This is a genomic window from Pseudomonas sp. DR 5-09 (genome assembly GCF_001655595.1).
In the GTDB taxonomy this organism is placed as follows: domain Bacteria; phylum Pseudomonadota; class Gammaproteobacteria; order Pseudomonadales; family Pseudomonadaceae; genus Aquipseudomonas; species Aquipseudomonas pharyngis.
In genome coordinates, this window is the sequence record NZ_CP011566.1 from 3,003,703 (window position 1) to 3,025,475 (window position 21,773).

A 21,773-nucleotide genomic window follows, 5' to 3' on the forward strand; every position below is an offset into this window, starting at 1 on the left:
GAAGTTTCGGTCTCGCTTGGCATACTTTTGCCACACATTAAGGAGATTGATGATGGACAAAACAATCCGTCGCGGCTCATTCGAAATGACCGCCGCCATGCTGATATCCGGGACAATCGGCTGGTTCGTGCTGGTGTCGGGGCAACCGGTGCTGGACGTGGTGTTCTGGCGCTGCGTGTTCGGCTCCGGGACTTTGCTGCTGATCTGCGCCGCATTCGGCTTTCTGCGCCCAGGCATCCTGACCCGCACCACCTTCCTGCTGGCGGTGCTCAGCGGGGTGGCAATTGTCGGCAACTGGGTGCTGTTGTTCGCCTCGTATTCACGGGCCTCGATTGCCATCGGCACGGCGGTGTACAACGTGCAGCCGTTCATGCTGGTGGGTTTGGCGGCATTGTTTCTGGGCGAGAAGATCACCCTTCAGAAGCTGTTCTGGCTGGCGATTTCTTTCATGGGGATGCTGGCCATTGTCAGTGCCCATGGGGGGCAGGGCGAGGGTGGCAATGATTACCTGATGGGGATCGCGCTGGCATTGGGGGCGGCGTTTCTGTACGCCATCGCCGCGTTGATCATCAAGCGCCTGACCGGCACACCGCCGCATCTGATTGCGTTGATCCAGGTCTGCACAGGGGTGTTACTGCTCGCGCCATTCGCGCATTTTTCAGCGATGCCCGAGGCACCGAGTGCCTGGGCCAGTCTGGTTACGCTGGGCATTGTCCACACCGGTCTGATGTATGTGCTGCTTTACGGCGCGATTCAGAAACTGCCGACCGCATTGACCGGCGCGCTGTCGTTCATATACCCGATCGCGGCGATTTTCGTCGACTGGTTTGCCTTCGGCCACCAACTGCAAACTCTGCAATGGGTCGGCGTGGCGGCAATCCTGCTGGCAGCAGCCGGCATGCAACAGGGTTGGGGATTGAAGTCACGTCGTCTGCTCGCTCAGTGAATTCAGATCTCCTTGACCGCGGCTTTGAACAGTCCTCTTAGTTGTTGATTGCCGGCATCGACCAGATGGTTATCGTCGAAATACAACGGCACACCTTGCTTTGACCCCATGCAGTTACCGTCCGGACAAAGCAGCGGGGTCGGGTCCAGCACCTGTGCATTGCACCGTTTCGCCACAGTTTCAATGGCATCGTTGGCGATTCGGTTGCGTTGCTCGTAATCCTGCAACGGGATGGAAATATCGGCTTTATCACCAAAGATGCGTTGATGCAGATTCAGGCCTTTATAGACGCTGAACGGCATCTCCGGGATTGGTTTGACGATGTAAACCGGATGGTTTTCGGCGATGGCGCACACGGTGTTCGCGTATTCAGCGACGTAGGCCTCGCTGAAAGACATTGGCTGCTGATCGGGAAAGCGAATCCGATAGCTGTTGTTACGACTCGGATCGGCATACAGCGCCGCTCTGCTGAACAGCACCACTGGAATTCCCGTGTATGAATTCTTCAATATTTGCAGTTTTTCGTGATTGAACGCCTGACATTGACGCTCGAGTGTTTTGTCGTGCATCTGGAAGTTCTGCAATGTCGGACAACCGCCCAGGGACCACGACAAAGCTGCTTGCGGATTATCCATCTGCACGGCAGCGGCGGTGGATTGCGCATGACTGTCGCCAAACAGAATGACTGACACCTCGCCGTTGCCCAGTTTGCAATCGGCTGCGCCATGAGCATTCGGGTGGCATTCCTGGGTATAGAGTTTGCTGGTGTACTCGGGTTGCCCGAGGTCGACAAAGGCAAAGCGCAGTGATGGGTGATTCTTGACCAGCGACGCCGTCGCGGCAGACACGACAACCATTCCGGTCACCCACGATGCATACCTGAAGAGCGTACCGCGTACCGACTTTATCGGCTTGATCCTGGATTCCACCAGGTAATACGACCCGGCACCCAGAACAAATGACAGCGACACTGCGCCCCAGACGTGTGGCCAGCTATTGAGCAGGCCACAGGTGTAGAGAAGAACCACCAGTGGCCAGTGCCACAGATAAACCGAGTAGGAAATGGTGCCGGTCAATTGCAGTGGCTTGAACGTGCTGAAAACCGATCGGGTATTACCGTAGATCACCAGTACCGTGCCCAGAACCGGCAAGAGTGCCAGGTAACCCGGCCAAAGGTCCTGTTCCGAAAAACACAACACGCTACCCAAAATTGCCAGAAGCCCAAGGCCTTCACAGATGGAGCCGTTGCGCTTGCTCAGTTGCAAGGGAAAGAGAAATACGAGGCCACCGGCAATCAATTCCCAGGCTCGGGTCGGCAGCATGTAGAAGGCAAACACCGGATCCGAGCGTGTGATGACAGTCGAGGCGGCAAAAGACGCAGCAGCCAGTATCAACAAGCTGTAGCGGGTCTTTTGTGCGCACAGGCACTTGTAAAGCGCCATCAGCAGCAAGGGATACAGCATGTAGAACTGCCATTCGACTGACAGCGACCAGGTGTGCAGCAACCAGTTCTCGTGCAGCGGTGCGTCGAAGTAGCTGCCACCCTTGGCGAACATGAAGTTGGAACTGAACAGCAGGCTGCTTTTGATCGTTCTGATGACGTCGCGAAAGTCATCCAGCGGCAGAAAGACGAAACCGAACAGCAGCAGGGCGAGACACACCACTAGCAACGCCGGGATGATGCGTCGGGCTCTCGAGGCGTAAAACCCCAGTAACGAAAAGCGCTGCTGTTCCAGGCCCGTGAAGATGATGCCGGTCATCAGGAAGCCGGAAATGACGAAGAACACGTCTACGCCTGAAAATCCGCCGCCGAACCCTGGAACAGCAAAGTGATAGAGCACCACCGATAGCACGGCAAGCGCCCGCAAGGCATTGATATTCGTCCTGAATTGCATTGAAGCGTCCGTCCACGTCCATTGTGGAGGCGCATTGTAGAGAGTATGTCGAGTTTGTTACATCGGAAAAGTCTCAGATATTCCAGCGCGGCTCAGTCTTCGCCAGACGCTGGCGCATCTCGCCGATGTTGGCTGCCAGTTGTCGGGTCAGCAGACGGTAGCCATCCAGCGGGCTGTAAATCGGCGTGTCGAGGCTGGCGTCCGGCAATTCCACCGGACGTCCCAGTCGCTGGACCGCACCGGATTTCAACGCTCGGGCCATGCCGATCAATTGCACGCGAATGTGCCGGTGTTCGGCCTTGAGCGCCGCTTGCAGGTGCGTCATGGCGTCGGGGTCGTTGGCGTCCGGGCGGATGTTGCCGAGGATTTCCAGAGTGCTGATGCACATGCGCAGGTTGCGCTGGATAGCGTCCAGCTCGGTCATCGACACTTTGACTTCCTTGGACACAGAAGGCATCAGCGAACGCAGTTGCACCATCACCGCGTTCAGCCGGTTCATCAACTTCAAGTGTTCGTCGGCGGTCACCGGTTGGCCGCCGATGATCCGTCCGTACACCGTCGCGCAATCGCGCAGCGCGTCGGCCAGGTTGTAGCGCCACGAGTACACCGCGTACAGCGGCAGTGCGAACGAGAAGGCCAGGGCCAGGGCGATACCGATCAGGATATCGACCCCGCGCCACAGCCCGTCGGTGATCGGGTTGTCGCCATGCCCGGCGACGATGAACACGGTGATGGCCGAGAGCAGGGCGGTGTAGCCGCCCTTGCCGATGGCGTGATACGAGAAGAATCCGCACACCACCGCCATCGCAAAATAGGTCAGCCACGGCATGCCCAGCCACGCCTGCTGCGCCACTATCAACAAACCGACGCCGGCACCGATCAAGGTCCCGGTGGCGCGTTCGGCGGCTTTCTTGCCGATGTTGCCGTGGTGCTGCAAGCCGCCGATCACCACCAGCATGGTCACCGACGCCCACTCGCCGTGGGGCAGGTTGATGCCGGTGGTCAGCAGGATCGTCGCCAGCAATCCCAGCGCGACCCGCACCGCGTGAATCGTTCGTGCATGGCGATAACGTCGATACGGGTCGAGCAATGGCCGCAGGATCCGCCGCAACAGCGGCGGCCAACGGTGGGGGCTGAAAGTGCTCAGCGGTGTTTCCTCCTCAGAAGATGTAGTCGGTGGCGATGAAGTTCGAATCTCGTCCGCGAATGATTTCGCTGATCAGATCTTTATTGGGTTCCTGGAACTTGGTGGCCACCAGCGTACGGATCGAAAACACCCGCAGCGCATCGTGTACCGACAGCGTGCCTTCGGCGGAGTTCTTGCGCCCGTTGAACGGGTAGGTGTCCGGGCCGCGCTGGCATTGGGCGTTGAGGTTGATCCGCCCGACCTGGTTGGCGAAGGTGTCGACCAGTCGGCCAACCGCCACCGGGTTGGTGCCGAAGATGCTCAGTTGCTGGCCGAAGTCCGATTCCAGCACGTAGTCGATCACGGTATCGAGGTGACGGTACGGCACGATCGGCACCACCGGGCCGAACTGCTCTTCCTGATAGACACGCATCTGCGGCGTCACCGGGTACAGGACCGCCGGGTAGAAGAAAGAGGCCCGCGCTTCGCCGCCATTCGGGTTGACCACCTGGGCGCCTTTGCTCTGCGCATCAGCCACCAGCCCATGCAGGTAATCGACCTTGCCTGACTCTGGCAGCGGCGTCAGCGAAACCCCGCTGTCCCATGGCATGCCTGGTTTGAGGCTGGCCAGTTTGGCGTTGAATTTCTCGATGAAGCTGTCGACCACATCCTCATGCACAAACAGGATTTTCAGCGCGGTGCAGCGCTGGCCGTTGAAAGACAGGGAACCTGTGACCGCTTCGCTGACCGCGTTGTCCAGATCCACCTCGGGCAGGACGATCCCGGGGTTCTTCGCATCCAGGCCCAGCGCGGCACGCAAACGGTGTGGTTTCGGGTGCAGCTTTTTCAGGTCGCTGGCGGCCTTGTTGGTGCCGATGAAGGCGAAGATGTCGATCTTGCCGCTGGCCATCAGCGCGCTGACGGTCTCGCGGCCGCTGCCGTAGATCACGTTGATCACGCCGGTCGGGAAGCTGTCGCGGAAGGCTTCAAGCAACGGGCGGATCAGCAGCACGCCGAGCTTGGCCGGTTTGAACACCACGGTGTTACCCATGATCAGCGCCGGAATCAACGTGGTGAACGTCTCGTTCAGGGGATAGTTGTAAGGGCCCATGCACAGCGCCACGCCGAGCGGGACGCGGCGGATCTGGCCGAGGGTATCCTGCTCCAGCTCAAAACGGCTTGACCGGCGGTCGAGTTCTTTCAGCGCATTGATGGTGTCGACGATGTAGTCGCAGGTGCGATCGAACTCTTTTTCCGAGTCGTTGAGGTTCTTGCCGATTTCCCACATCAGCAGTTTCACCACGGCGTCGCGCTGTTGGCGCATGCGCCCGAGGAAAGCTTCGACGTGCTGGATGCGCTCGGCCACACGCAGGGTCGGCCACAGGCCCTGGCCCCGGTCGTAGGCGCGGACGGCGGCGTCGAGGGCGGTGAGGGCGGTGTCGGCGTCCAGCAGCGGTGTGCTGCCGAGGATCACTTGTTCGTCGCCGTTGTCGCCGTGCAGATAGACCGGGCTGCGCACGGTGGCGAGCGGGCCGTCCCAGCGGCGCAACTGGCCATCGACCAGGTATTCGCGTTGCTCGACCTGACCGTCGAGGCGGTATTTTTCCGGGATGTCGCTGACAGAAGGGAACAGGTTGCCAAGGATGTTTGCTGTGGTCATGTCGCTACCCCGTAGAAGATGTCGGCGGGCCGATTGGAAAAGGCTTTACAGGTTATACGCCTGAATTCACTGAAATTTAAACCCGCAAATGTCACGGGAATGTCACGCACGGCATAAGCCCTGACTGGCCCCGTATGCCCCCCTCGCTGTCCCGCAATGCCCTCAACCCGCCGCCGTCGCTGCCTTAAGGTGGGATCACAACAATAAGCGGCACCTCACGCGAGGATCTTTATGCGGGCATCCCGATTCACCTGGCTGCTGATGCTGGCCGTTGCACTGGCCGGTTGCGGCGAAGACGCCAACTCCCCGACCTCATCCGGCATCGCCCGTAGCGCCATGCCCTCCGACCCGGCGCTGGCGCAGATCTACGCCAACAGCTGCCAGCTCTGCCACGCCAACCCCGCCGCCAATGCGCCGCTGACCGGTGACCGCAAGGCCTGGGAACCGCGCATCCAGCAGGGCGCCGACACGCTGCTCGACCACGCCATCAACGGCTACAACGGTATGCCGCCGATGGGCCAGTGCGTCGAGTGCTCGGAAGACCAATTCCTTCAGTTGATCGGCTTCATGGCCGACCAGCCGCTCCCACAATAAGGACCCTGGCATGCCGATAGATCTGACACGCCGGCAGTTGTTGCAACGGGCAAGCATCGTCGGCGCGTTCAGCGCGCTGGCTTCCAATCCGGCGCTGGGCCAGTTGATGCGCGCGCCGCGGCTGATTCCCTGGCGCAACTGGTCGGGCGGGCAGAGTTGCCTGCCGGCGGCGCGGGTGGCGCCGAAGAATCTCGATGAGCTGACGACGGTCATTCAGCAGACACCGGGCAAGATTCGTCCGGTCGGTTCGGCGCATTCCTTCAGTGCGCTGGTGCCCACTGATGGCACGTTGCTGTCGTTGAGCTATTTCAATGGTCTGCTCGATCACGACCCGAAAACCCTGCAAGCCGAATTCGCCGCGGGCACTCCGATGTCGCGCATGGGCGTGCCGCTCAAGGACATCGGCCAGGCCCTGCAAAACATGGCCGACATCGATTACCAGACCCTCGCCGGGGCGATTTCCACCTCGACCCACGGCACCGGCAAAACCTTCCAGTCCTACTCGGCCCACGTCTGCGGACTGCAACTGGTGACCGCCAGTGGCGAGGTGCTGGACTGCGACAGCCAGCGTCATCCCGACGTGTTCAACGCCGCGCGGGTATCCCTCGGCGCGTTGGGCGTGGCGACCAAAATCCGCCTGCAAAACCGCCCGGCCTATCGCCTGCGGGAAACCCAGTGGATCGCCAAGACCGAAGAACTGCTCGAAGACCTGGACAAGAACACCCGCGAAAACCAGCACTGGGAAATGCTCGTCGTCACCCATTCCGATTACGCCTTGTCGATCGCCCTCAACGAAACCACCGACCCGCCCACGCCGCCGATTCCGCCCGAAGAGGAGGGCGGCAACGAGTTCGTGACGTTGATCGAGAAGATCGACAAGTACGGCAGCGATTTCCCGAACCTGCGCAGTTCGCTGCTCAACAGCCTGCGGCATCTGGCGAGTTTCGACGACCGGGTCGGCGACTCGTTCGACATCTACGCCAACGTGCGCACCGTGCGTTTCAACGAGATGGAATATTCGGTGCCCGCCGAACACGGCCCGGCCTGCCTGCGCGAGATTCTCAAGCTGATCCGCGACAAGGACCTGCGCACCTGGTTTCCCATCGAGTACCGCTACGTGAAGGCTGACGACATTCCGCTGAGCATGTTCGAAGGCCGCGACAGCTGTTCGATCTCGGTCCACCAGCATTACCAGATGGACCATCACAACTTTTTCGCCGCCGTCGAGCCGATCTTCTGGAAGTACAACGGCCGCCCGCACTGGGGCAAGTTGCACACGCTCAATGCCCGCACGCTGCAGACGCTCTATCCGCGCTGGCAGGAATTCATTCAGGTACGCCAGGCGCTGGACCCGAACGGCAAGTTTCTCAACGGGCATCTTTCGTCGATTCTGGGGGTGAGCTGATGGCGGTCAATCGACGTGATTTCGTGCTGGGTACGTTGGGTGTCGGTGCGTTGCTGGTGGGCGTGGGTGCGTGGCTGCGGCCGGGGGATCGCGGCGGGCCTTACAGCGACTATTTCCGAGCGCTGAACAACGAACTCAAGGCCAACGGCCCGATGCGCCCGGTGTTGCTGATCGATCTGGATCGCCTCGATCACAACATCGACGTGGTGATGCGCTCGGTCAAACGCACGGGCAAGCAGTTGCGGCTGGTGGAGAAATCCCTGCCGTCACCGGGGTTGCTCAGCTACATCGGCCAACGGGCGGGGACGCAGCGGCTGATGTCGTTTCATCAGCCATTTCTCAATCACGATGCGGTGACGTTCCCGCAGTCGGACATCCTGCTCGGCAAGCCCTTACCGGTACGCTCGGCTGAGCTGTTCTATCAAACCCACAAAGGTCCGTTCGACCCGACGAAGCAACTGCAATGGCTGATCGACAACCCCGAACGCTTGCAGCAATACCTCGCGCTGGCCCAGGGATTGGGCACGCGGATGCGGATCAATATCGAGCTCGACGTCGGCCTGCACCGGGGCGGCGTCAGTGACGTGAACGTGCTCGGGCAGATGCTCACGCTGATCGCCGCCAACCCGCAGCACCTGGAGTTCGCCGGGTTCATGGGCTACGACCCGTTCGTGGGCATGGGCGTGCCGGGGATTCTCGGTTCGCCCGAGGAACTGTTCGCCAAGGTGATGGTGATTTATCAGCGCTGCGTCGACTTCACCCGGCAGCAATATCCGGCGCTGTGGCATGACAGTTTGTGCCTGAACACCGCCGGCAGCCCGAGTTATCGCATGCATGAAAACGAACACCTGAGCAGTGAAGTGTCGGTGGGGACGGCGATGCTCAAGCCGACGCATTACGATCTGCCGTCGCTGGTTGAACATGAACCTGCCGCGTACATCGCCACGCCGGTGCTGAAAAGCACGGGGGCGGTGAATATTCCGGCGCTGGATGACAAGTCGAGGCTGTTTTCGTGGTGGGACACCAACCAGCGGCAGACTTTCTTCATCTACGGCGGCAACTGGATGGCCGAATTCGAATCACCGCCCGGATTGCAGAGCAATGGTGTTTACGGCCGTAGCTCGAATCAGGAGATGGTCAATGGTTCGAATGCCGTGGGGCTGACGGTGGAGGATCAGGTTTTTCTACGGCCGACTCAGACTGAGGCGGTGTTGCTGCAGTTTGGTGATTTACTGGCGGTGCGCGGCGGCAAGATTGTCGATACCTGGCCTGTGTATACCTGAAGGTTATTCGGGTTTGAACCCTGGCAAGCCTTGCGATGAACGCCATTCTTTTATGGTTCGGGTTATTCCTTCCGCTGAGTCATCGGCCTCGGGCAACGGACGATAGATCAGGTTCATCTTCTCCGGATGCCCGACGATCTTGTTGAAGTGGCGAACCAGCAAGTCGGCGCGGGTATCAGAAGGCGCCTGGTCCTCTTTGAATATTTCTTCCAGAAAACTAACGAACTCGCGCTCCGTGTATTCAGAAATGTTGTTTTTGATAAAGGGATCCTTCATTTTCTTTCCTTAATTCTGATGTACGTCAATGTGGTTTCGAGGTGTGTTAACTCGCATGTTATCGACGTCGTAAACCGGACCACCCTCTGAAATCAGCTCCACGTGATGTATCTCATGCGAGATCCTTGAGCCTGCCACATCCAAAATATCGACACGCGGTGCTTTTCCTGCTCGCATACGATCCAGATCCCTGCGCGAAAACTGGGAACTCAATTCCGGCCTTTTCGATACGGCGGTCCAGAACGCTCGTCGGAATGCATCGAAGCTGGAGAAACGACGTCCTCTTAATTGACTGGCCATATTGGTTGGAATTGGCGCTCCGAGTCCGGAACGGGCAGTGTCGAGCCATCGTCCCTCCACATCCTCACCCACCCCCGTCACAATCCCCGGCTCATACCGCGTGCTGAGCACCACATAAATCGGTGCCAGCCCCGCATCCGCCGGAAACCAGACGATTGCGTCGTGATAATCCGGCGGATGCTGCGGATTGACAAGGATGCGGTCAGTCTTCTCGCCCGGCGGATACACCCAGATCGTCGGCAGCGGCGGGGCGCCTTCGAGGGCCGGGATGGAGGGGGCGTCATCGGGGTTGGCGGCGGGTGTCCAGGTCAGCCCGATGCCGTGGCCGAGGTCGGCGACGAAGTGTTCGCCTTCTTGCCGGGCTTTGATGACCGGGACGAACTCCCAGTCCTTCTTGCCACCCGTGTAGAAGCCGTAGGCACTGATGGAGCCGTCGGGCAGTGTCTTGGCATTGAAGCGCACGCGGGTACGGCCGCTGGTGAGCTGCGCGTATTGTTCGTTGGTGTAGAAAGCGCTGTCGGACGAGATATCGGTGTTGGGGATCAACAATGCCAAGGTGCCGGCGGCACTGGCGCCGCTCAGCAGGCTGAGCCCGAGCGAACCACCGAGCCTTTGCCCCAGCGCCCGACCGGTGCCGGAGCCCGCCACCCACTTCAACGGAACGCCTTCAGCGCTGATTGGCACCTGGCTGCCGAGGACGGCCCACTGACCATACTCGGCCAACCGTTCGGTCGGGATGAAACCGGCCGGATTGTTGTGATCGATCACGCCGTCCGAAAGGTTGCAGCTTTTGGCGAACACACAACCCCGACCGGGCGCTTGCGGACGCTGCACGATCTGGCGCAAGTACCGCTCTTCATGTGCCTGTTGGCGGGCGATGATTGCGTCGTAGGTCGCTTCGCGGGCTTTGAATTCGGCGAACTCGGTCGACGTCATGTCCCGTGGGACAAGCCTGCCGTGTCCGGCGCCGCCATTGCCGCCCCGGTATTCCCAGACCTGGGGAATGTCCTTGTCCCGCGCCATGGTTGTTTATCTGTAGGTAACGGAAGAAGCCCGCAACCTAACTGGGACGCCCCCTACCTGGCGTTAGGACCTTTCCTAAAAGATGCGCGGAAATATCCTGTTTCGGAGTGTTGCGGCCATGATCCGAAGACCCACTCGATTTTCGTAATGAAGCTTTTATGACAAAAGTTCGGTAGCACATCGCCAGTCCGGTCATGCCTATGTAACGCGCTTGAGGGGCCCTGAGGGGCGCTTTTCACAAGCCGAGGCGGGACGCCGGGAGTGAGGCAATGGGGACTATGGAACGCTACTCGAAAGTGGGCATGCAGGAACTCGATCAACGCCTGTCGAAGATCGTCGAGGCCGCGCGCAAGAAGCCGGTTTCGGTGTATCGCTACGGCGCGCCGTGGGTCTGGATCGTGTCGCAGGATGACTGGCAGGGCGCCTTGAAAGAGGTCTCCAGCTACATTCCGCCGGGGCATTCGCTGGTGCTGCTGCGCCCGCAGATCGACGACCTGCTCGACGCTCACCGCGACCTCCTGCACGACCTCAATGCCCAACCCGGCATGCTGATCGCCCCGCAGACGGTCATGCACATCCTGCTCCTGCAACTGCTGTATTCGGTGCCCAGCGAGCAGCAGCTCTACGAACAGCTCAATTACAACCTGCTGTTCCGCTGGTTCGTCGGCCTGGGCCTGAACCAGAAAGTCTGGAGCTTCAACGTCCTCAGTCGCGACATCGCCACGCTGCTCAACGAGCCGCGTGCGGTGCAGCTCATCCAGAAAATCATCGGTGAAGTGTTCTGCGGCGCGCTGCTGCAAATGCCCGAGTTCTCGCTGAACTTCGCGCTGCTGCACACCTGGCTGGGCAAGCACGCCGCGGTCCCGCACGTCAGCAATTAACAACGCCAGTCATTGACGCACACGCAAGGCGCAAAAGCGCCAACAGGTCATCGCGAATTTCAGGGGGTAGTGTGGAGCAGATTTTCACGTCACGGCTGGCGCTGTGGGGCTGGCTGCTGGTGACGGCCGGCGCGCAGCCGGCGTTCGCCGAGGAGGCCGAAAGCGCAGCGGCGCAGCGTCTGGTGGACGTCAACGAATACTTCGTGCGCGGCAACACCGTGCTCGATGCGCGGGCGATCGAAGAAGCGGTGTACCCGTTCCTCGGCCCGCAAAAAGCCTTGAGCGACATCGAAGGCGCGCGGGATGCCCTGCAAAAGGCCTATCAGGAGCGCGGTTATCAATCGGTGTTCGTCGAACTGCCGGAGCAGGCGGTGGCCGACGGCATCGTCTACCTGCAAGTCAGCGAAACCAAGGTCGGCCGGGTGCGGGTGGTCGGCGCCAAACACTATTCGCCGCTGGATATTCGCGACAATGTCCCGGCGCTGAAGGAAGGCGAGGTGCCGGACTTCGCCAAGGTTCAGGGCGAACTGGCGCAACTCAACAAGACTCCGGGCCGCCAGGTGATGCCGCTGGTGCGCGAAGGCCAGCGCCCCGGCACCATGGACGTGGACTTGCAGGTCGAAGATCAGAACCCGTGGACCGCCAGCGTGGGGCTGAACAACGACTACAGCGCCGACACCGAAAAACTGCGCACTGTCACCAGTCTCGGTTACAACAACCTTTGGCAGTTGGGGCACAGCGTCAACCTGACGTTCTTCACCGCGCCGCAGGAGACTGACAACGCCAAGGTCTGGTCCGGCTCTTACACCGCGCCGCTGACCGAGCGCTGGAGCGTGCAGTTCTCCGGTTACCAGTCCGACAGCAACGTCGCCACCATCGGCGGCAGCAACGTGCTCGGCAAGGGCCATTCCTACGGCGTAGCGGCGATCTACACGATCCCGTCCAGCGGCAACTGGTCGAACTCGCTGTCGGCCGGCATCGACTTCAAGGACTTCGACGAACGCCTGACCCTGTCCGGCGAGAGCGACAAGGTGCCGCTCAAATACGCACCGTTCACCTTCGCCTACAACGGCTATCGCTACAGCGAAAAGAGCCAGCTCGGCCTTGGCTTGAGCCTGGTCGCGGCCACCCGCAGCATCTTCGGCTACGGCAGCTCCGACGAAGACTTCGACTACAAACGCTACCGCGCCAACCCGAGTTTCGCCGTGCTCAAGGGCGATACCAACTTTACCTGGACCTTCGACAGCGACTGGCAGAGCGCAAGCAAAGCCGCGTTCCAATTGGCGTCGGGGCCGCTGGTTTCCAACGAACAATTCTCCGCCGGTGGCGCCACTTCGGTACGCGGTTATCTGGCCGCCGAACGCACCGCCGATGACGGTTTCCTGCTCAGCGAAGAGCTGCGCACGCCGTCGCTGGCCAAGTACGTCGGCGGCTGGATGCAGGACTGGCGCTTCTACGCCTTCGCCGAGGGCGCGCAACTCTACCTGCGCGACGAACTGCCGGACCAGGACGCCAATTACGCCCTGGCCAGTGTCGGCCTCGGCACCCGCGCCAGCCTGAGCAAATGGCTGTCCGGCAGCCTCGACTGGGGCTACCCGCTACTCGAAGGGCCGAACACCTCGAAACAGGAATCGCGCCTGCACTTCAACCTTCAGGCCACTTTCTAACAAGGAGCACCTCCATGCAGCGCCTTTTCCTTTCGTTGTTGATCTGCCTGGGCTTCGTGCTCCCGGCCACGGCTCAGGCCTGGTGGCAAGACGACTGGCATTACCGCAAACAGATCGCCGTCGACACCACGCCGCAAGGTGCCGCGATCAATCAGGCCCTGGGCCGCACCGCGCTGTTGGTGCGCCTGCACACCGGCAATTTCACCTTCGACGGCGTGAAGGAGGACGGCTCGGACCTGCGCTTCGTTGCCGCCGATGACAAGACCGTGCTCAACCACCAGATCGAAAGTTTCGACGCGCTGATGGGCATGGCGCTGATCTGGGTCGATGTGCCGAATGTCGAGGGCGGTCAGCGTCAGGACATCTGGATGTATTACGGCAATCAGAAAGCCCCGGCGACCGGCAACGGCCAACTGACGTTCGATCCGAATTACACCGCGCTCTATCACTTCGACGGCGCCACCGGCACTCCGGCGAAAGACACCACTGCTTACGGCAACACCGCGCAGAGCGCGACCGGCGCAAGCATTGACGGCGTAGTAGGGCGGGCCTTGCAGTTCAGCGGCCAGCCGTTGCTGTTGCCGGCCAGTCCGTCGTTGCAGCACAACGCCGGCAGCGCGTTCACCTTCAGTGCCTGGCTGCGACTGGATCAGGCCAATGGCGAGCAACTGATCCTGGCCCGCCGCGAAGGCGCCAACAGCCTGCTGGTCGGTGTGAATCAGGGCGTGCCGTTCGTGGAAATCGATGGCCAGCGCGCCGTGGCCACGCAGCCGCTGAATCCGGGTCAATGGCAGCACGTCGCGCTGACCGCCGAAGGGGCGAAAGTGACGCTGTACATCAACGGTCGCGAAGGCGCGGCATTGGCTCAGGCGATGCCGGCGTTCAACTCGGTCATGGCCATTGGTGCTGATCTTTCCCCGAGCGCGTTTCAGCCGTTCGTGGGTGCCATCGATGAATTGCGCCTGTCGAAAGTCGCCCGTCCGGCGCCGCTGTTGCTGGCCGACGCCACTTCCCAGGGCGCCGAGTCGAAACTGGTGGCTTACGGCGTCGATGAAGAACAGTCCGGTTTCGGTTTCGGCAGCCTCGGCTTCCTGCTCAACGCGGTGCCGGTGGATGCCTGGGTGATCATCGCGGTGCTGGTGCTGATGATGTTCCAGTCGTGGATCATCATGCTGCGCAAGAACCGCACCCTGAGCCGCGTCACTGCTGCCAACGAAGACTTCCGCGTGCAATTCGCCAAGGTCGGCACCCGCCTGGAAATGTTCGCCGACGACACTCAACTCGCCCAGCGCCTGCAGCACTCGCCGCTGTGGCGTCTGTATCAAGTAGCGGTAAAAGAGATCCGCACCCGCCGCGAGCAGGGCGCCGATACCTCGTCGGTTTCCGCTGCAACCATCGAAGCCATCCGCTGCTCGATGGACGGCGTGCGCACCCGTGAAAACCAGCAGCTCAGCTCTAAACTGTCGACCCTGTCCAACGCCATCGCCGGTGGCCCGTACATCGGCCTGCTCGGCACCGTGCTGGGGATCATGGTGGTGTTCCTCGGCACGGCCATGGCCGGCGACGTCAACATCAACGCCATCGCGCCGGGTATGGCCGCCGCCTTGCTGGCGACCGCCATGGGCCTGTTCGTCGCGATCCCGGCGCTGTTTGGCTACAACCGCCTGATTACCCGCAACAAGGAAGTCAGCGCCGACATGCGCGTGTTCGTCGACGAGTTCATTACCCGGCTGGCGGAGATGCACGGCGAAGGCCAGTCCAGTGAAGCGGCGCATCAGCGCGGTCATCACGCCAACCACTCCGTACCGGCCTGAGGAGCAAAGACATGGCGTCCGTAAATGCCTCCCACGACGATGACGAAGATGCCGCAGTGGACAGCATCAACATCACGCCTCTGGTGGACGTGCTGATGGTGGTGCTGGTGATGTTCATCCTCACCGCCACCGCGCAGGTCTCCGGGATCCAGATCAACCTGCCCAAGGCCAGCGCCGCCGTGTCGCTGTCCGAGGCCAAGACCAAGGCGATTTCGGTCAACGACGGCGGCCAGGTGTTCCTTGACGCCTACCCGGTGACCTTGCCGGAGCTGGAAGAACGCCTGCGCATCGAGAAGGCGCAGAACCCGGACTTCCCGGTGATTGTGCGCGGCGACGCCACGGTGCAGTACCAGAAGGTCATCGAAGTGCTGGACCTGCTGCGCCGGCTCGAACTGTCCCAGGTCGGTCTCGTTACCGGCAAACCGACGCAGGGCTGAGTGATGACTGCACAACTGCCAATCGAGCCTTTGCCGGTGAAGAAGTCGCCACTGCGTTACGTGAAGTGGGGCGCCGGGCTGCTGCTGGGTGCCGTCGCGGCATTCCTGTTGTGGCAGTGGGCCAACGACATGAGCGGCATCCGCCGGGAAGCGCCGAATGTGCCGACGATCATTCCGTTGCCGCCACCGCCACCACCGCCGCCGGAAAAACCGCCGGAGCCGGAAACCCCGGTGGAAGAAAAAATCGTCGAGCCCGAGCCAACGCCCGAACCGCAAGAGGTCAAGCCCGAGGAAGAGGCACCGCCATCGCCGGCGGACGACCTGGCCAACCCGATGCAAATGGACGGCGACGCCCAGAGCGGCAGCGACGCGTTCAACATCGGCGCGGGCAAGGGCGGCGGCATGGCCGGTTCCGGCGGCGGGCGACTGGGTAATGGCACCTACAGCCAGTTCCTGGCGTTCACTTTCCAGAAGCTGCTGCGCGAGAACCCCGACCTGCGCAACCTCGCGTTTTCGCTGCAGGCCGATGTGTGGCTGAGCAGCGTCGGCGAGATCACCCGGGTCGAGCTGATCAAGTCCAGCGGCAACCCCGAGATTGACAGTCAGGTGCTGGCCGCCTTGCGTAACGCGCCCCACCTGAGCGAACGGCCACCGGCCTCCATCACCTTGCCTGTGCGCATGTCCCTGCAAGGGCGGCGTCCGGGTTAACCGAATTCATAAAGCTGTATGAAAAGGAGTTGTGTGCAGATGATTTCCAACGTGAATCGATTGTCCCTGGCGGTCGGCATGGTCATCGCGACCCTGGTCGGTCAGGCCGCGGCAGCGCCTGCGCCCTCGGAGAACGCCACGATCAATCTGATCCGCTTGCTGGTCGAGCAGGGCATTCTGAAACAGGACAAGGCCGACGCGCTGATTGCCCAGGCCCAGAACGAAGCGGCCCAGGCCAAGCAGGCTGCGGCGTCTACTGCCGTGGCAGCCGGGCCGGTCGCAGCGCCTGGCGATGTGCGGGTGCAATACGTGCCGGCCGCAGTGCGCGACCAGATCCGCGATCAGGTCAAGGCCGAGGTCATGGCCACCGCCAAGCAGGAAAACTGGGCCGCGCCCAATACGTTCCCGGACTGGGCGTCGCGCATCAGCTTCGACGGCGACATTCGCCTGCGTGACGAATCGCGCTATTACTCGGGCAGCAACAGCAACGAAATCGTCGACTTCGCCAAGCTCAACAACAATGGCCCGTACGACGTGAACCCCAACAGCAGCACCGCGCTGCCGCCGTTGCTCAACACCCGCGAAGACCGCGAAAACCTGTTCCGCCTGCGCGCCCGGCTGGGCATGAAAGCGGTGATCTCGCCGGAATGGACCGCCGGCATCCGCATCGGCACCGGCTCGGACAACAATCCGGTGTCGACCACCCAGAACCTCGGCGGCGGCTTCTCGAAAAAGGACATCTGGCTCGATCAGGGTTACCTGACCTGGAAGCCGTCGGATGAACTGACGCTGACCGGTGGCCGGTTCGCCAACCCGTTCATGTCCACCGACATGCTGTATTCCAACGACCTGAACTTCGACGGTGTGGCGGCGATTTTCGACCACAAGCTCAGCCGCGACTGGGGCGTGTTCGGCACCGTCGGCGCGTTCCCGGTGGACTACACCAACGACACCACCACCAGCAACGGCTTCGACAAGGAAGAAAGCGACAACAAATGGCTGTACGGCGCGCAGATCGGCGCCAAATGGGCGATCAACAGCAACAACCGCTTGAAAGGCGCGCTGGCCTACTACCGCTTCGACGACATCGAAGGCCAGCGCTCCAGTCCTTGCGAACCCTGGGCCGGCGCACCGGGCTGCGACAGCGACGGCACCCGCGCAGCATTCATGCAGAAGGGCAACAGCGTGTTCCTGCTGCGTGACATCACGCCGAACCCGCTCAACCCGACCACCACGCCGCAACCGCAGTTCGTTGGTCTCGCTTCCGAGTTCAACCTGCTCGACCTCAACGTGGTGTGGGACGCCGACCTGCCGGAAGACTTCAAACTGCGCAGCCAGGGCAACTACATCCACAACCTCGGCTACGACGAAGGCGACATGCGCAAGCGTTCGGCGGGGCAGATCGTCAACAACCTCGACAGCAACGGCAACATCGAAAGCGGCGCCAATGCGTGGATGGTCCAGTTCACCCTCGGCAACGCACTGGAGCTGAAGAAGCAGGGCGACTGGAACCTGTTCGCCGGCTACAAGTACATCCAGCCGGATGCCTTGCCGGACGGCTTCAACGATTCGTCGTTCCACCTCGGCGGCACCAACGCCAAGGGCTACTTCCTGGGCGGCAATTACGGTCTGGCGAAGAACGTCTACGCCACCGGCCGCTGGCTGAGTTCGGAGGCGGTGTATGGCGCGCCGTTCGACATCGACGTCATGCAGCTCGAGATCAATACGCGCTTCTAAGCGCCGGGAGAGGGTTATGAAAATCCGCTGTTTATGGCTTGGGCTCGGGATGTTGATCGCCACCGGGGCGAGCGCCGAAGGCATGGAGGAACGCCTGCGCACCCAGTTGCGCAGCACCACCCAGCAACTGCAAACCCTGCAAAGCCAGCAGGCCCAGGCCAGCGCCGCGCAACTGGCGGCGCAGAACGAAGCCAAGGCTGCGCAGGCGCAAATCAAGCAATTGACCGCCGAACTGGCCAAGGCCAAAGGCCTCGCCGAGCAACTGGCCGGGCAACAGCAAGCCTTGCACAGCCAGGCCCAGGCGCAAGTCGCGGCGAGTAACGAGCAGACCGGCAAGTTCAAGAAAGCCTACGACGAGCTGTTGGTCATGGCCCGTGCCAAAGAGGCAGAACGGTCTAAGCTTCAAGCGCAATTGACTGAACGTGACACACAAGTGCAGCAATGTTCGGTCAAGAATCAGCAGATGTATGGCGTGGCCAAGCAGATTCTCACCGCCTACGAAAACATCGATGTGGCCGAGGTGATGAAGATCCGCCAGCCCTTCGCCGGCAGCGCCCGGGTCAAGTTCGATGAACTGGCTCAGGGCTTTGGCGATGAACTGTACAAGACTCAATTCGATGCGCCGCAAGCCGCGATCGCGCACTGATTAAAAGACTCATGGACAAGGAAGAAGTAATGACTCAATTGATCTCCCACGTATCCCCGCAATCCCTGACCGACGTGCTGCAAGCCGCCGGTTACCGCGTCAACCAGACCGAACAGAACGGCATCGTCCAGTTGCTCAGCGCCAGCCAGGGCATCGGTTACGCCGTGCGTTTCGGCAACCCTGCGGTGGTGGAGCAGGGCAGCTACGTCGACTTCACCTTCAGCTGCGCCTTGCGCGTGCAGGGTGAGTTGCCGGCGGGTGTGGCCGAGCAGTGGAACGCAACACGCCGGTTTGCCCGATTGTCGTTGCAGGGCGAGTTTCTGGTGATGGAAATGGACGTGGTGGTGGCCGCTGGCGTCAGCAACGATTACCTGCGCGGCAACCTGGAACTGTGGGATCGCCTGTTGCAGGAGTTCATCGTGTATCTGCGTGATTTCACCCAGAACGCTGCTGCCGCCCAGGCTCCAAAGGTTGAGCAAGAGGAAGTCGCGCTGTGACGAAACCTGCCATGGTAATCAGCGCCGCTGCGGTGGCGCTGTTGGTGGTCGCCGTGGCGCTGGTGGTGCGGCCGGGCAATGACCCGGTCGCCGCCCAGCAACCGGCGCCGGTGATTGCGGCGAACAGTGGGCCTGCGGTGGCACGGTTGGGTAATCAGCAGGTTTCGCCGGAGGAATTGCAGGCGCTGCTGGCGGCCGTACCACCGCAAACTCGCGAGCAACTGCGCGGTAATCGTGAGGCGCTGGAGCGCTGGATTCGTTCACGCCTGGCCGAAAAAGCCGTGCTGGAACAGGCCGACGCCCAAGGCTGGGCGCAGCGTCCGGAGGTAGTTCGGCAAACCCGTGCAGCCACCGAACAGATCGTGTTCCGCGACTATTTGCAGTCGGTGAGCCAAGTGCCGGCGGATTACCCGAGCGCTGCCGAATTGCAGCAGGCATATGACGCGGGCAAGGCCAACTGGCAGACGCCGGCGCTGTATCGGGTCAGCCAGATTTTCCTTGGGGTGAATGAGCCACAGAATCTTGAGGTGGTGCGCAAACAGGCGACGGAGTTGAGCAAGAAAGCCCAGGCAACTTCGGCGGACTTTGCAGCACTGGCGAAGGAGTTTTCTCAGGATCGCCTCACCGCTGAACGTGGTGGAGATACCGGCCTGCAACCCTTGCAGCAACTGGTGCCGGAAGTGCGCGGTGCGGTGGCGCGACTCAAGGTTGGCGCGGTTTCCGATCCCGTTCAAAGCAGCGCCGGTTTCCACGTGATCAAACTCACCGAACAACAACCGGCCCGCACCGCGACCCTCGACGAATTGCGTGATCAACTGACCCAGGCCTTGCGGGCACAGCGTCAGGAACAGATCGCCCAGGCCTATCTGGACGGCATGCTCAACACCGCAACGCTGAGCATCGACGGGGCCGAGCTGAACAAGGTGCTGGAGACCAAACCCTAAGCGCGGCACACCAAAACAAAGATCGACAGGGAGTCATCGATGTCATTCACCGAACCCGCAGCACGACCGAGCAGCGCCGATTTCCGCTGGCCCCGGGACAAGGACGAACCCTGGCTGGCGCAAGCCGCAACCCTGGACGGCGACGTCGCGCAATACTTTCTGGTCAGCGCCCGTTGCGGCTGCTTCATGCAGGCCGCCCGCAGCCTCAACGTGCGCTCGACTCTGCTGCGCAAGCAACTGGCGCAACTTGAACAGCAACTGCAATGCGCGCTGTTCAGCTTTCAGGGCAGCGCGCTCAGCCTGACCCGCGAAGGCCAGCAATTGCAGGCGCAACTGATCGCTTTGGCCCACGAACGCAAGCTGCCGGTGATCGAGCAACCGCTGATAAGGCTGGCCGTCGCCGAGTCGATCCTGCATGACATCCTTGGCCGCGACCTCATCGCACTGCTGCGCCGCAACGCCAGCGTGCGCCTGGAAATCATCGCCCTCGACAGCGAACTGGCCCTGCGCGCGGTCAGCGCCGACATCGTGCTGTGGCTCGCCCACGGCGAAGCTCCGCACCCCGGCCCGACCTTCGCCACCAGCGAACCGCAACGCCTCGCGCAACTGGAATATCAGCCGCACATCGCCAAACGCTACTCCCGCGTGACCGCGCGCCCGGAAAGCCCGGACGACCTCGCCGATTTCATGCTGGTGCAATGGCAGCACGATCGGCAGATCGACAGCTTTCGGCCGTGGAATGAACTGGTTGAACAGCGTCTGGCGGGCGTGGTGCAGATGCAGTCTTATGAGCTGATGCTGGAGATGATCCGGTGCAGCGCGTGCATCGGGTTGCTGCCGATGTACATGAGCCGGTTTGATCGCGGGTTGGTGGCGTTGCCGGGGTTGTTTGAAGAGGCGATGCGGTTGCAGGCGTGGCTGGCGGTGAACAGTGAATCGCAGGCGGTTGAAGAGGTGCAGGTACTAGTGGAGTTGATACGGCGGACGTTCAATGAGCGACAGGAGTGGTTTGAATAGCTGCATAAATTTTGTTCTGGTTTTTTAAACAGACTCAAAAAACGGCCCATGCAGGGCCGTTTTTGGTTTCAGCACTCAGGGCCGTGGCTCAGCCGCCAACTCCAGATTATCCAGCGCCCGATTCACCGCCAGTTCGCCCAGCATGATCAACTGCGCAATCCCCAGCAGCACAGCAATGGCGCAAGGCGTTGTGGCTTGCTGGACGTTTCGGTCAACGGCTTTAAACAGTCGTGGCGAATCCGTGAAGAAGCGGTTTACAGTGACCGGCCACGCACTGATCCAGGAGGGATCTTTCATGCCTGAGCACAACCCCGCCATTCACCTCGAACGCTTCAGCGAGTCCCACGTCGAAGGCGTCACCGCGCTTTACAACGACCCTGCCGTGACCCGGCAGGTGCTGCAGATGCCGTTTCAGTCTGTCGAAATCTGGCGCCAGCGGCTGATGCCGGAAAACGAACGGATGGTGAAACTGGTGGCGCTGCATCAAGGTGCGGTGATCGGGCATCTCGGGCTGGAGGCTTTTTCGCGAATTCGCCGCAGCCACGCCGGCAGTCTCGGCATGAGCGTCGCGGTGGCGTGGCAGGGCAAGGGTGTGGGCTCGAAGCTGTTGGCGGCAGCGCTGGACGTCGCCGACAACTGGATGAACCTGCACCGGGTCGAGCTTTCGGTGTACGCCGACAACGAGGCGGCCATCGGCCTCTATCGCAAGTTCGGCTTCGAAACCGAAGGCCTGTTCCGCGATTACGCGGTGCGTGACGGGCAATGGGTCGACACTTTGAGCATGGCGCGTCTGCGCAAACGCTGACCTTCTGTCCGTCAATGGCCGACGAGGCGACCGTGCAGGCAAATGACTTGCACGGTCGTCACTGGCATCTGCCATGCTCGAAGTCCGCAGCATCGCTCCTTGAAGGAACACC

Annotated in this window: 20 protein-coding genes and 1 pseudogene; 15 read left to right on the top strand and 6 right to left on the bottom strand. The window is 61.3% G+C overall.

Annotated elements, in window-relative coordinates:
• Positions 1–52: 52 nt before the first annotated feature.
• Positions 53–946 (top strand): DMT family transporter, encoded by an 894-nt coding sequence (locus PDR5_RS13470; RefSeq protein ID WP_064596212.1) that lies wholly within the window; start codon positions 53–55, stop codon positions 944–946.
• Positions 947–948: 2 nt separating this feature from the next.
• On the opposite strand, the gene PDR5_RS13475 is transcribed toward PDR5_RS13470, so the two are convergent.
• The 3 genes from PDR5_RS13475 to PDR5_RS13485 form a co-directional block, all read right to left on the bottom strand.
• Complete coding sequence (locus PDR5_RS13475; RefSeq protein ID WP_064596214.1) at positions 949–2,841, bottom strand: acyltransferase family protein; 1,893 nt, start codon at positions 2,839–2,841, stop codon at positions 949–951.
• Between the two features lie 73 nt (positions 2,842–2,914).
• Entirely contained in the window at positions 2,915–3,955 is a 1,041-nt protein-coding gene (locus tag PDR5_RS13480; RefSeq protein WP_172829531.1) for an FUSC family protein, read from the bottom strand.
• Positions 3,956–4,001: 46 nt separating this feature from the next.
• Positions 4,002–5,627, bottom strand: a complete 1,626-nt coding sequence (locus PDR5_RS13485) for an NADP-dependent glyceraldehyde-3-phosphate dehydrogenase (protein ID WP_064596218.1) — start codon at positions 5,625–5,627, stop codon at positions 4,002–4,004.
• Positions 5,628–5,858: 231 nt separating this feature from the next.
• Between PDR5_RS13485 and PDR5_RS13490 the strand changes: the two genes are divergently transcribed.
• The 3 genes from PDR5_RS13490 to PDR5_RS13500 all read left to right on the top strand — a co-directional run bounded on the left by PDR5_RS13490 (position 5,859) and on the right by PDR5_RS13500 (position 8,909).
• Positions 5,859–6,221: a c-type cytochrome gene (locus tag PDR5_RS13490; protein WP_064596221.1), complete on the top strand. Its 363-nt coding sequence runs from the start codon at positions 5,859–5,861 to the stop codon at positions 6,219–6,221.
• A gap of 76 nt (positions 6,222–6,297) precedes the next feature.
• Positions 6,298–7,626 carry a D-arabinono-1,4-lactone oxidase gene (locus tag PDR5_RS13495; RefSeq protein ID WP_172829532.1) on the top strand — a complete coding sequence of 443 codons (1,329 nt, stop codon included), beginning with the start codon at positions 6,298–6,300 and terminating at the stop codon, positions 7,624–7,626.
• A 74-nt stretch (positions 7,627–7,700) separates the two neighbouring features.
• Entirely contained in the window at positions 7,701–8,909 is a 1,209-nt protein-coding gene (locus PDR5_RS13500) for a DSD1 family PLP-dependent enzyme (RefSeq protein ID WP_172829533.1), read from the top strand.
• 3 nt (positions 8,910–8,912) lie between these two features.
• On the opposite strand, the gene PDR5_RS13505 is transcribed toward PDR5_RS13500, so the two are convergent.
• Positions 8,913–9,185 (bottom strand): bacteriocin immunity protein, encoded by a 273-nt coding sequence (locus PDR5_RS13505; protein WP_064596229.1) that lies wholly within the window; start codon positions 9,183–9,185, stop codon positions 8,913–8,915.
• Between the two features lie 9 nt (positions 9,186–9,194).
• Positions 9,195–10,508: an S-type pyocin domain-containing protein gene (locus PDR5_RS13510; protein ID WP_064596231.1), complete on the bottom strand. Its 1,314-nt coding sequence runs from the start codon at positions 10,506–10,508 to the stop codon at positions 9,195–9,197.
• Positions 10,509–10,777: 269 nt separating this feature from the next.
• Between PDR5_RS13510 and PDR5_RS13515 the strand changes: the two genes are divergently transcribed.
• The 10 genes from PDR5_RS13515 (at position 10,778) to PDR5_RS13560 (ending at position 20,856) form a co-directional block, all read left to right on the top strand.
• A complete protein-coding gene (locus PDR5_RS13515) occupies positions 10,778–11,389 on the top strand; it encodes a transposase (protein WP_082934408.1) in 612 nt (203 codons plus the stop codon).
• 71 nt (positions 11,390–11,460) lie between these two features.
• Positions 11,461–13,056, top strand: coding sequence for a ShlB/FhaC/HecB family hemolysin secretion/activation protein (locus tag PDR5_RS13520; protein ID WP_064596235.1), 1,596 nt, complete (start codon positions 11,461–11,463; stop codon positions 13,054–13,056).
• Between the two features lie 14 nt (positions 13,057–13,070).
• Entirely contained in the window at positions 13,071–14,870 is a 1,800-nt protein-coding gene (locus PDR5_RS13525; RefSeq protein WP_064596237.1) for a DUF2341 domain-containing protein, read from the top strand.
• A gap of 11 nt (positions 14,871–14,881) precedes the next feature.
• A complete protein-coding gene (locus PDR5_RS13530; RefSeq protein ID WP_007955109.1) occupies positions 14,882–15,307 on the top strand; it encodes an ExbD/TolR family protein in 426 nt (141 codons plus the stop codon).
• Between the two features lie 3 nt (positions 15,308–15,310).
• Entirely contained in the window at positions 15,311–16,015 is a 705-nt protein-coding gene (locus PDR5_RS13535; protein WP_064596239.1) for an energy transducer TonB family protein, read from the top strand.
• 39 nt (positions 16,016–16,054) lie between these two features.
• Positions 16,055–17,752, top strand: a complete 1,698-nt coding sequence (locus PDR5_RS13540; protein WP_064596241.1) for a putative porin — start codon at positions 16,055–16,057, stop codon at positions 17,750–17,752.
• 16 nt (positions 17,753–17,768) lie between these two features.
• Positions 17,769–18,398, top strand: coding sequence for a hypothetical protein (locus PDR5_RS13545; protein WP_011333921.1), 630 nt, complete (start codon positions 17,769–17,771; stop codon positions 18,396–18,398).
• A gap of 29 nt (positions 18,399–18,427) precedes the next feature.
• A complete protein-coding gene (locus PDR5_RS13550; protein WP_064596243.1) occupies positions 18,428–18,895 on the top strand; it encodes a YbjN domain-containing protein in 468 nt (155 codons plus the stop codon).
• Positions 18,892–19,839 carry a peptidylprolyl isomerase gene (locus tag PDR5_RS13555; RefSeq protein WP_064596244.1) on the top strand — a complete coding sequence of 316 codons (948 nt, stop codon included), beginning with the start codon at positions 18,892–18,894 and terminating at the stop codon, positions 19,837–19,839. The genes PDR5_RS13550 and PDR5_RS13555 overlap by 4 nt, the downstream gene beginning before the upstream one ends.
• 39 nt (positions 19,840–19,878) lie before the next feature.
• The gene (locus PDR5_RS13560) at positions 19,879–20,856 is read left to right on the top strand and encodes a LysR family transcriptional regulator (RefSeq protein ID WP_064596246.1); all 978 of its coding nucleotides are present in this window, start codon (positions 19,879–19,881) and stop codon (positions 20,854–20,856) included.
• Between the two features lie 75 nt (positions 20,857–20,931).
• On the opposite strand, the pseudogene PDR5_RS30500 reads toward PDR5_RS13560, so the two are convergent.
• Positions 20,932–21,024 (bottom strand): annotated as a pseudogene (locus PDR5_RS30500) (DUF6124 family protein); the annotation flags it as partial.
• A 127-nt stretch (positions 21,025–21,151) separates the two neighbouring features.
• On the opposite strand from PDR5_RS30500, the gene PDR5_RS13570 reads away from it, so the two are divergent.
• A complete protein-coding gene (locus tag PDR5_RS13570; protein ID WP_064596251.1) occupies positions 21,152–21,661 on the top strand; it encodes a GNAT family N-acetyltransferase in 510 nt (169 codons plus the stop codon).
• Positions 21,662–21,773: the final 112 nt, after the last annotated feature.

What these genes read in the sequence shown, in the direction of transcription:
- PDR5_RS13530 (WP_007955109.1), top strand. Translation starts at nt 14,882, where the DNA reads ATGGCGTCCGTAAATGCCTCCCACGACGATGACGAAGATGCCGCAGTG.
- PDR5_RS13490 (WP_064596221.1), top strand. Translation starts at nt 5,859, where the DNA reads ATGCGGGCATCCCGATTCACCTGGCTGCTGATGCTGGCCGTTGCACTG.
- PDR5_RS13485 (WP_064596218.1), bottom strand. Translation starts at nt 5,627, where the DNA reads ATGACCACAGCAAACATCCTTGGCAACCTGTTCCCTTCTGTCAGCGAC.
- PDR5_RS13545 (WP_011333921.1), top strand. Translation starts at nt 17,769, where the DNA reads ATGAAAATCCGCTGTTTATGGCTTGGGCTCGGGATGTTGATCGCCACC.
- PDR5_RS13525 (WP_064596237.1), top strand. Translation starts at nt 13,071, where the DNA reads ATGCAGCGCCTTTTCCTTTCGTTGTTGATCTGCCTGGGCTTCGTGCTC.
- PDR5_RS13510 (WP_064596231.1), bottom strand. Translation starts at nt 10,508, where the DNA reads ATGGCGCGGGACAAGGACATTCCCCAGGTCTGGGAATACCGGGGCGGC.
- PDR5_RS13535 (WP_064596239.1), top strand. Translation starts at nt 15,311, where the DNA reads ATGACTGCACAACTGCCAATCGAGCCTTTGCCGGTGAAGAAGTCGCCA.
- PDR5_RS13515 (WP_082934408.1), top strand. Translation starts at nt 10,778, where the DNA reads ATGGGGACTATGGAACGCTACTCGAAAGTGGGCATGCAGGAACTCGAT.
- PDR5_RS13550 (WP_064596243.1), top strand. Translation starts at nt 18,428, where the DNA reads ATGACTCAATTGATCTCCCACGTATCCCCGCAATCCCTGACCGACGTG.
- PDR5_RS13560 (WP_064596246.1), top strand. Translation starts at nt 19,879, where the DNA reads ATGTCATTCACCGAACCCGCAGCACGACCGAGCAGCGCCGATTTCCGC.
- PDR5_RS13505 (WP_064596229.1), bottom strand. Translation starts at nt 9,185, where the DNA reads ATGAAGGATCCCTTTATCAAAAACAACATTTCTGAATACACGGAGCGC.
- PDR5_RS13475 (WP_064596214.1), bottom strand. Translation starts at nt 2,841, where the DNA reads ATGCAATTCAGGACGAATATCAATGCCTTGCGGGCGCTTGCCGTGCTA.
- PDR5_RS13470 (WP_064596212.1), top strand. Translation starts at nt 53, where the DNA reads ATGGACAAAACAATCCGTCGCGGCTCATTCGAAATGACCGCCGCCATG.
- PDR5_RS13540 (WP_064596241.1), top strand. Translation starts at nt 16,055, where the DNA reads ATGATTTCCAACGTGAATCGATTGTCCCTGGCGGTCGGCATGGTCATC.
- PDR5_RS13570 (WP_064596251.1), top strand. Translation starts at nt 21,152, where the DNA reads ATGCCTGAGCACAACCCCGCCATTCACCTCGAACGCTTCAGCGAGTCC.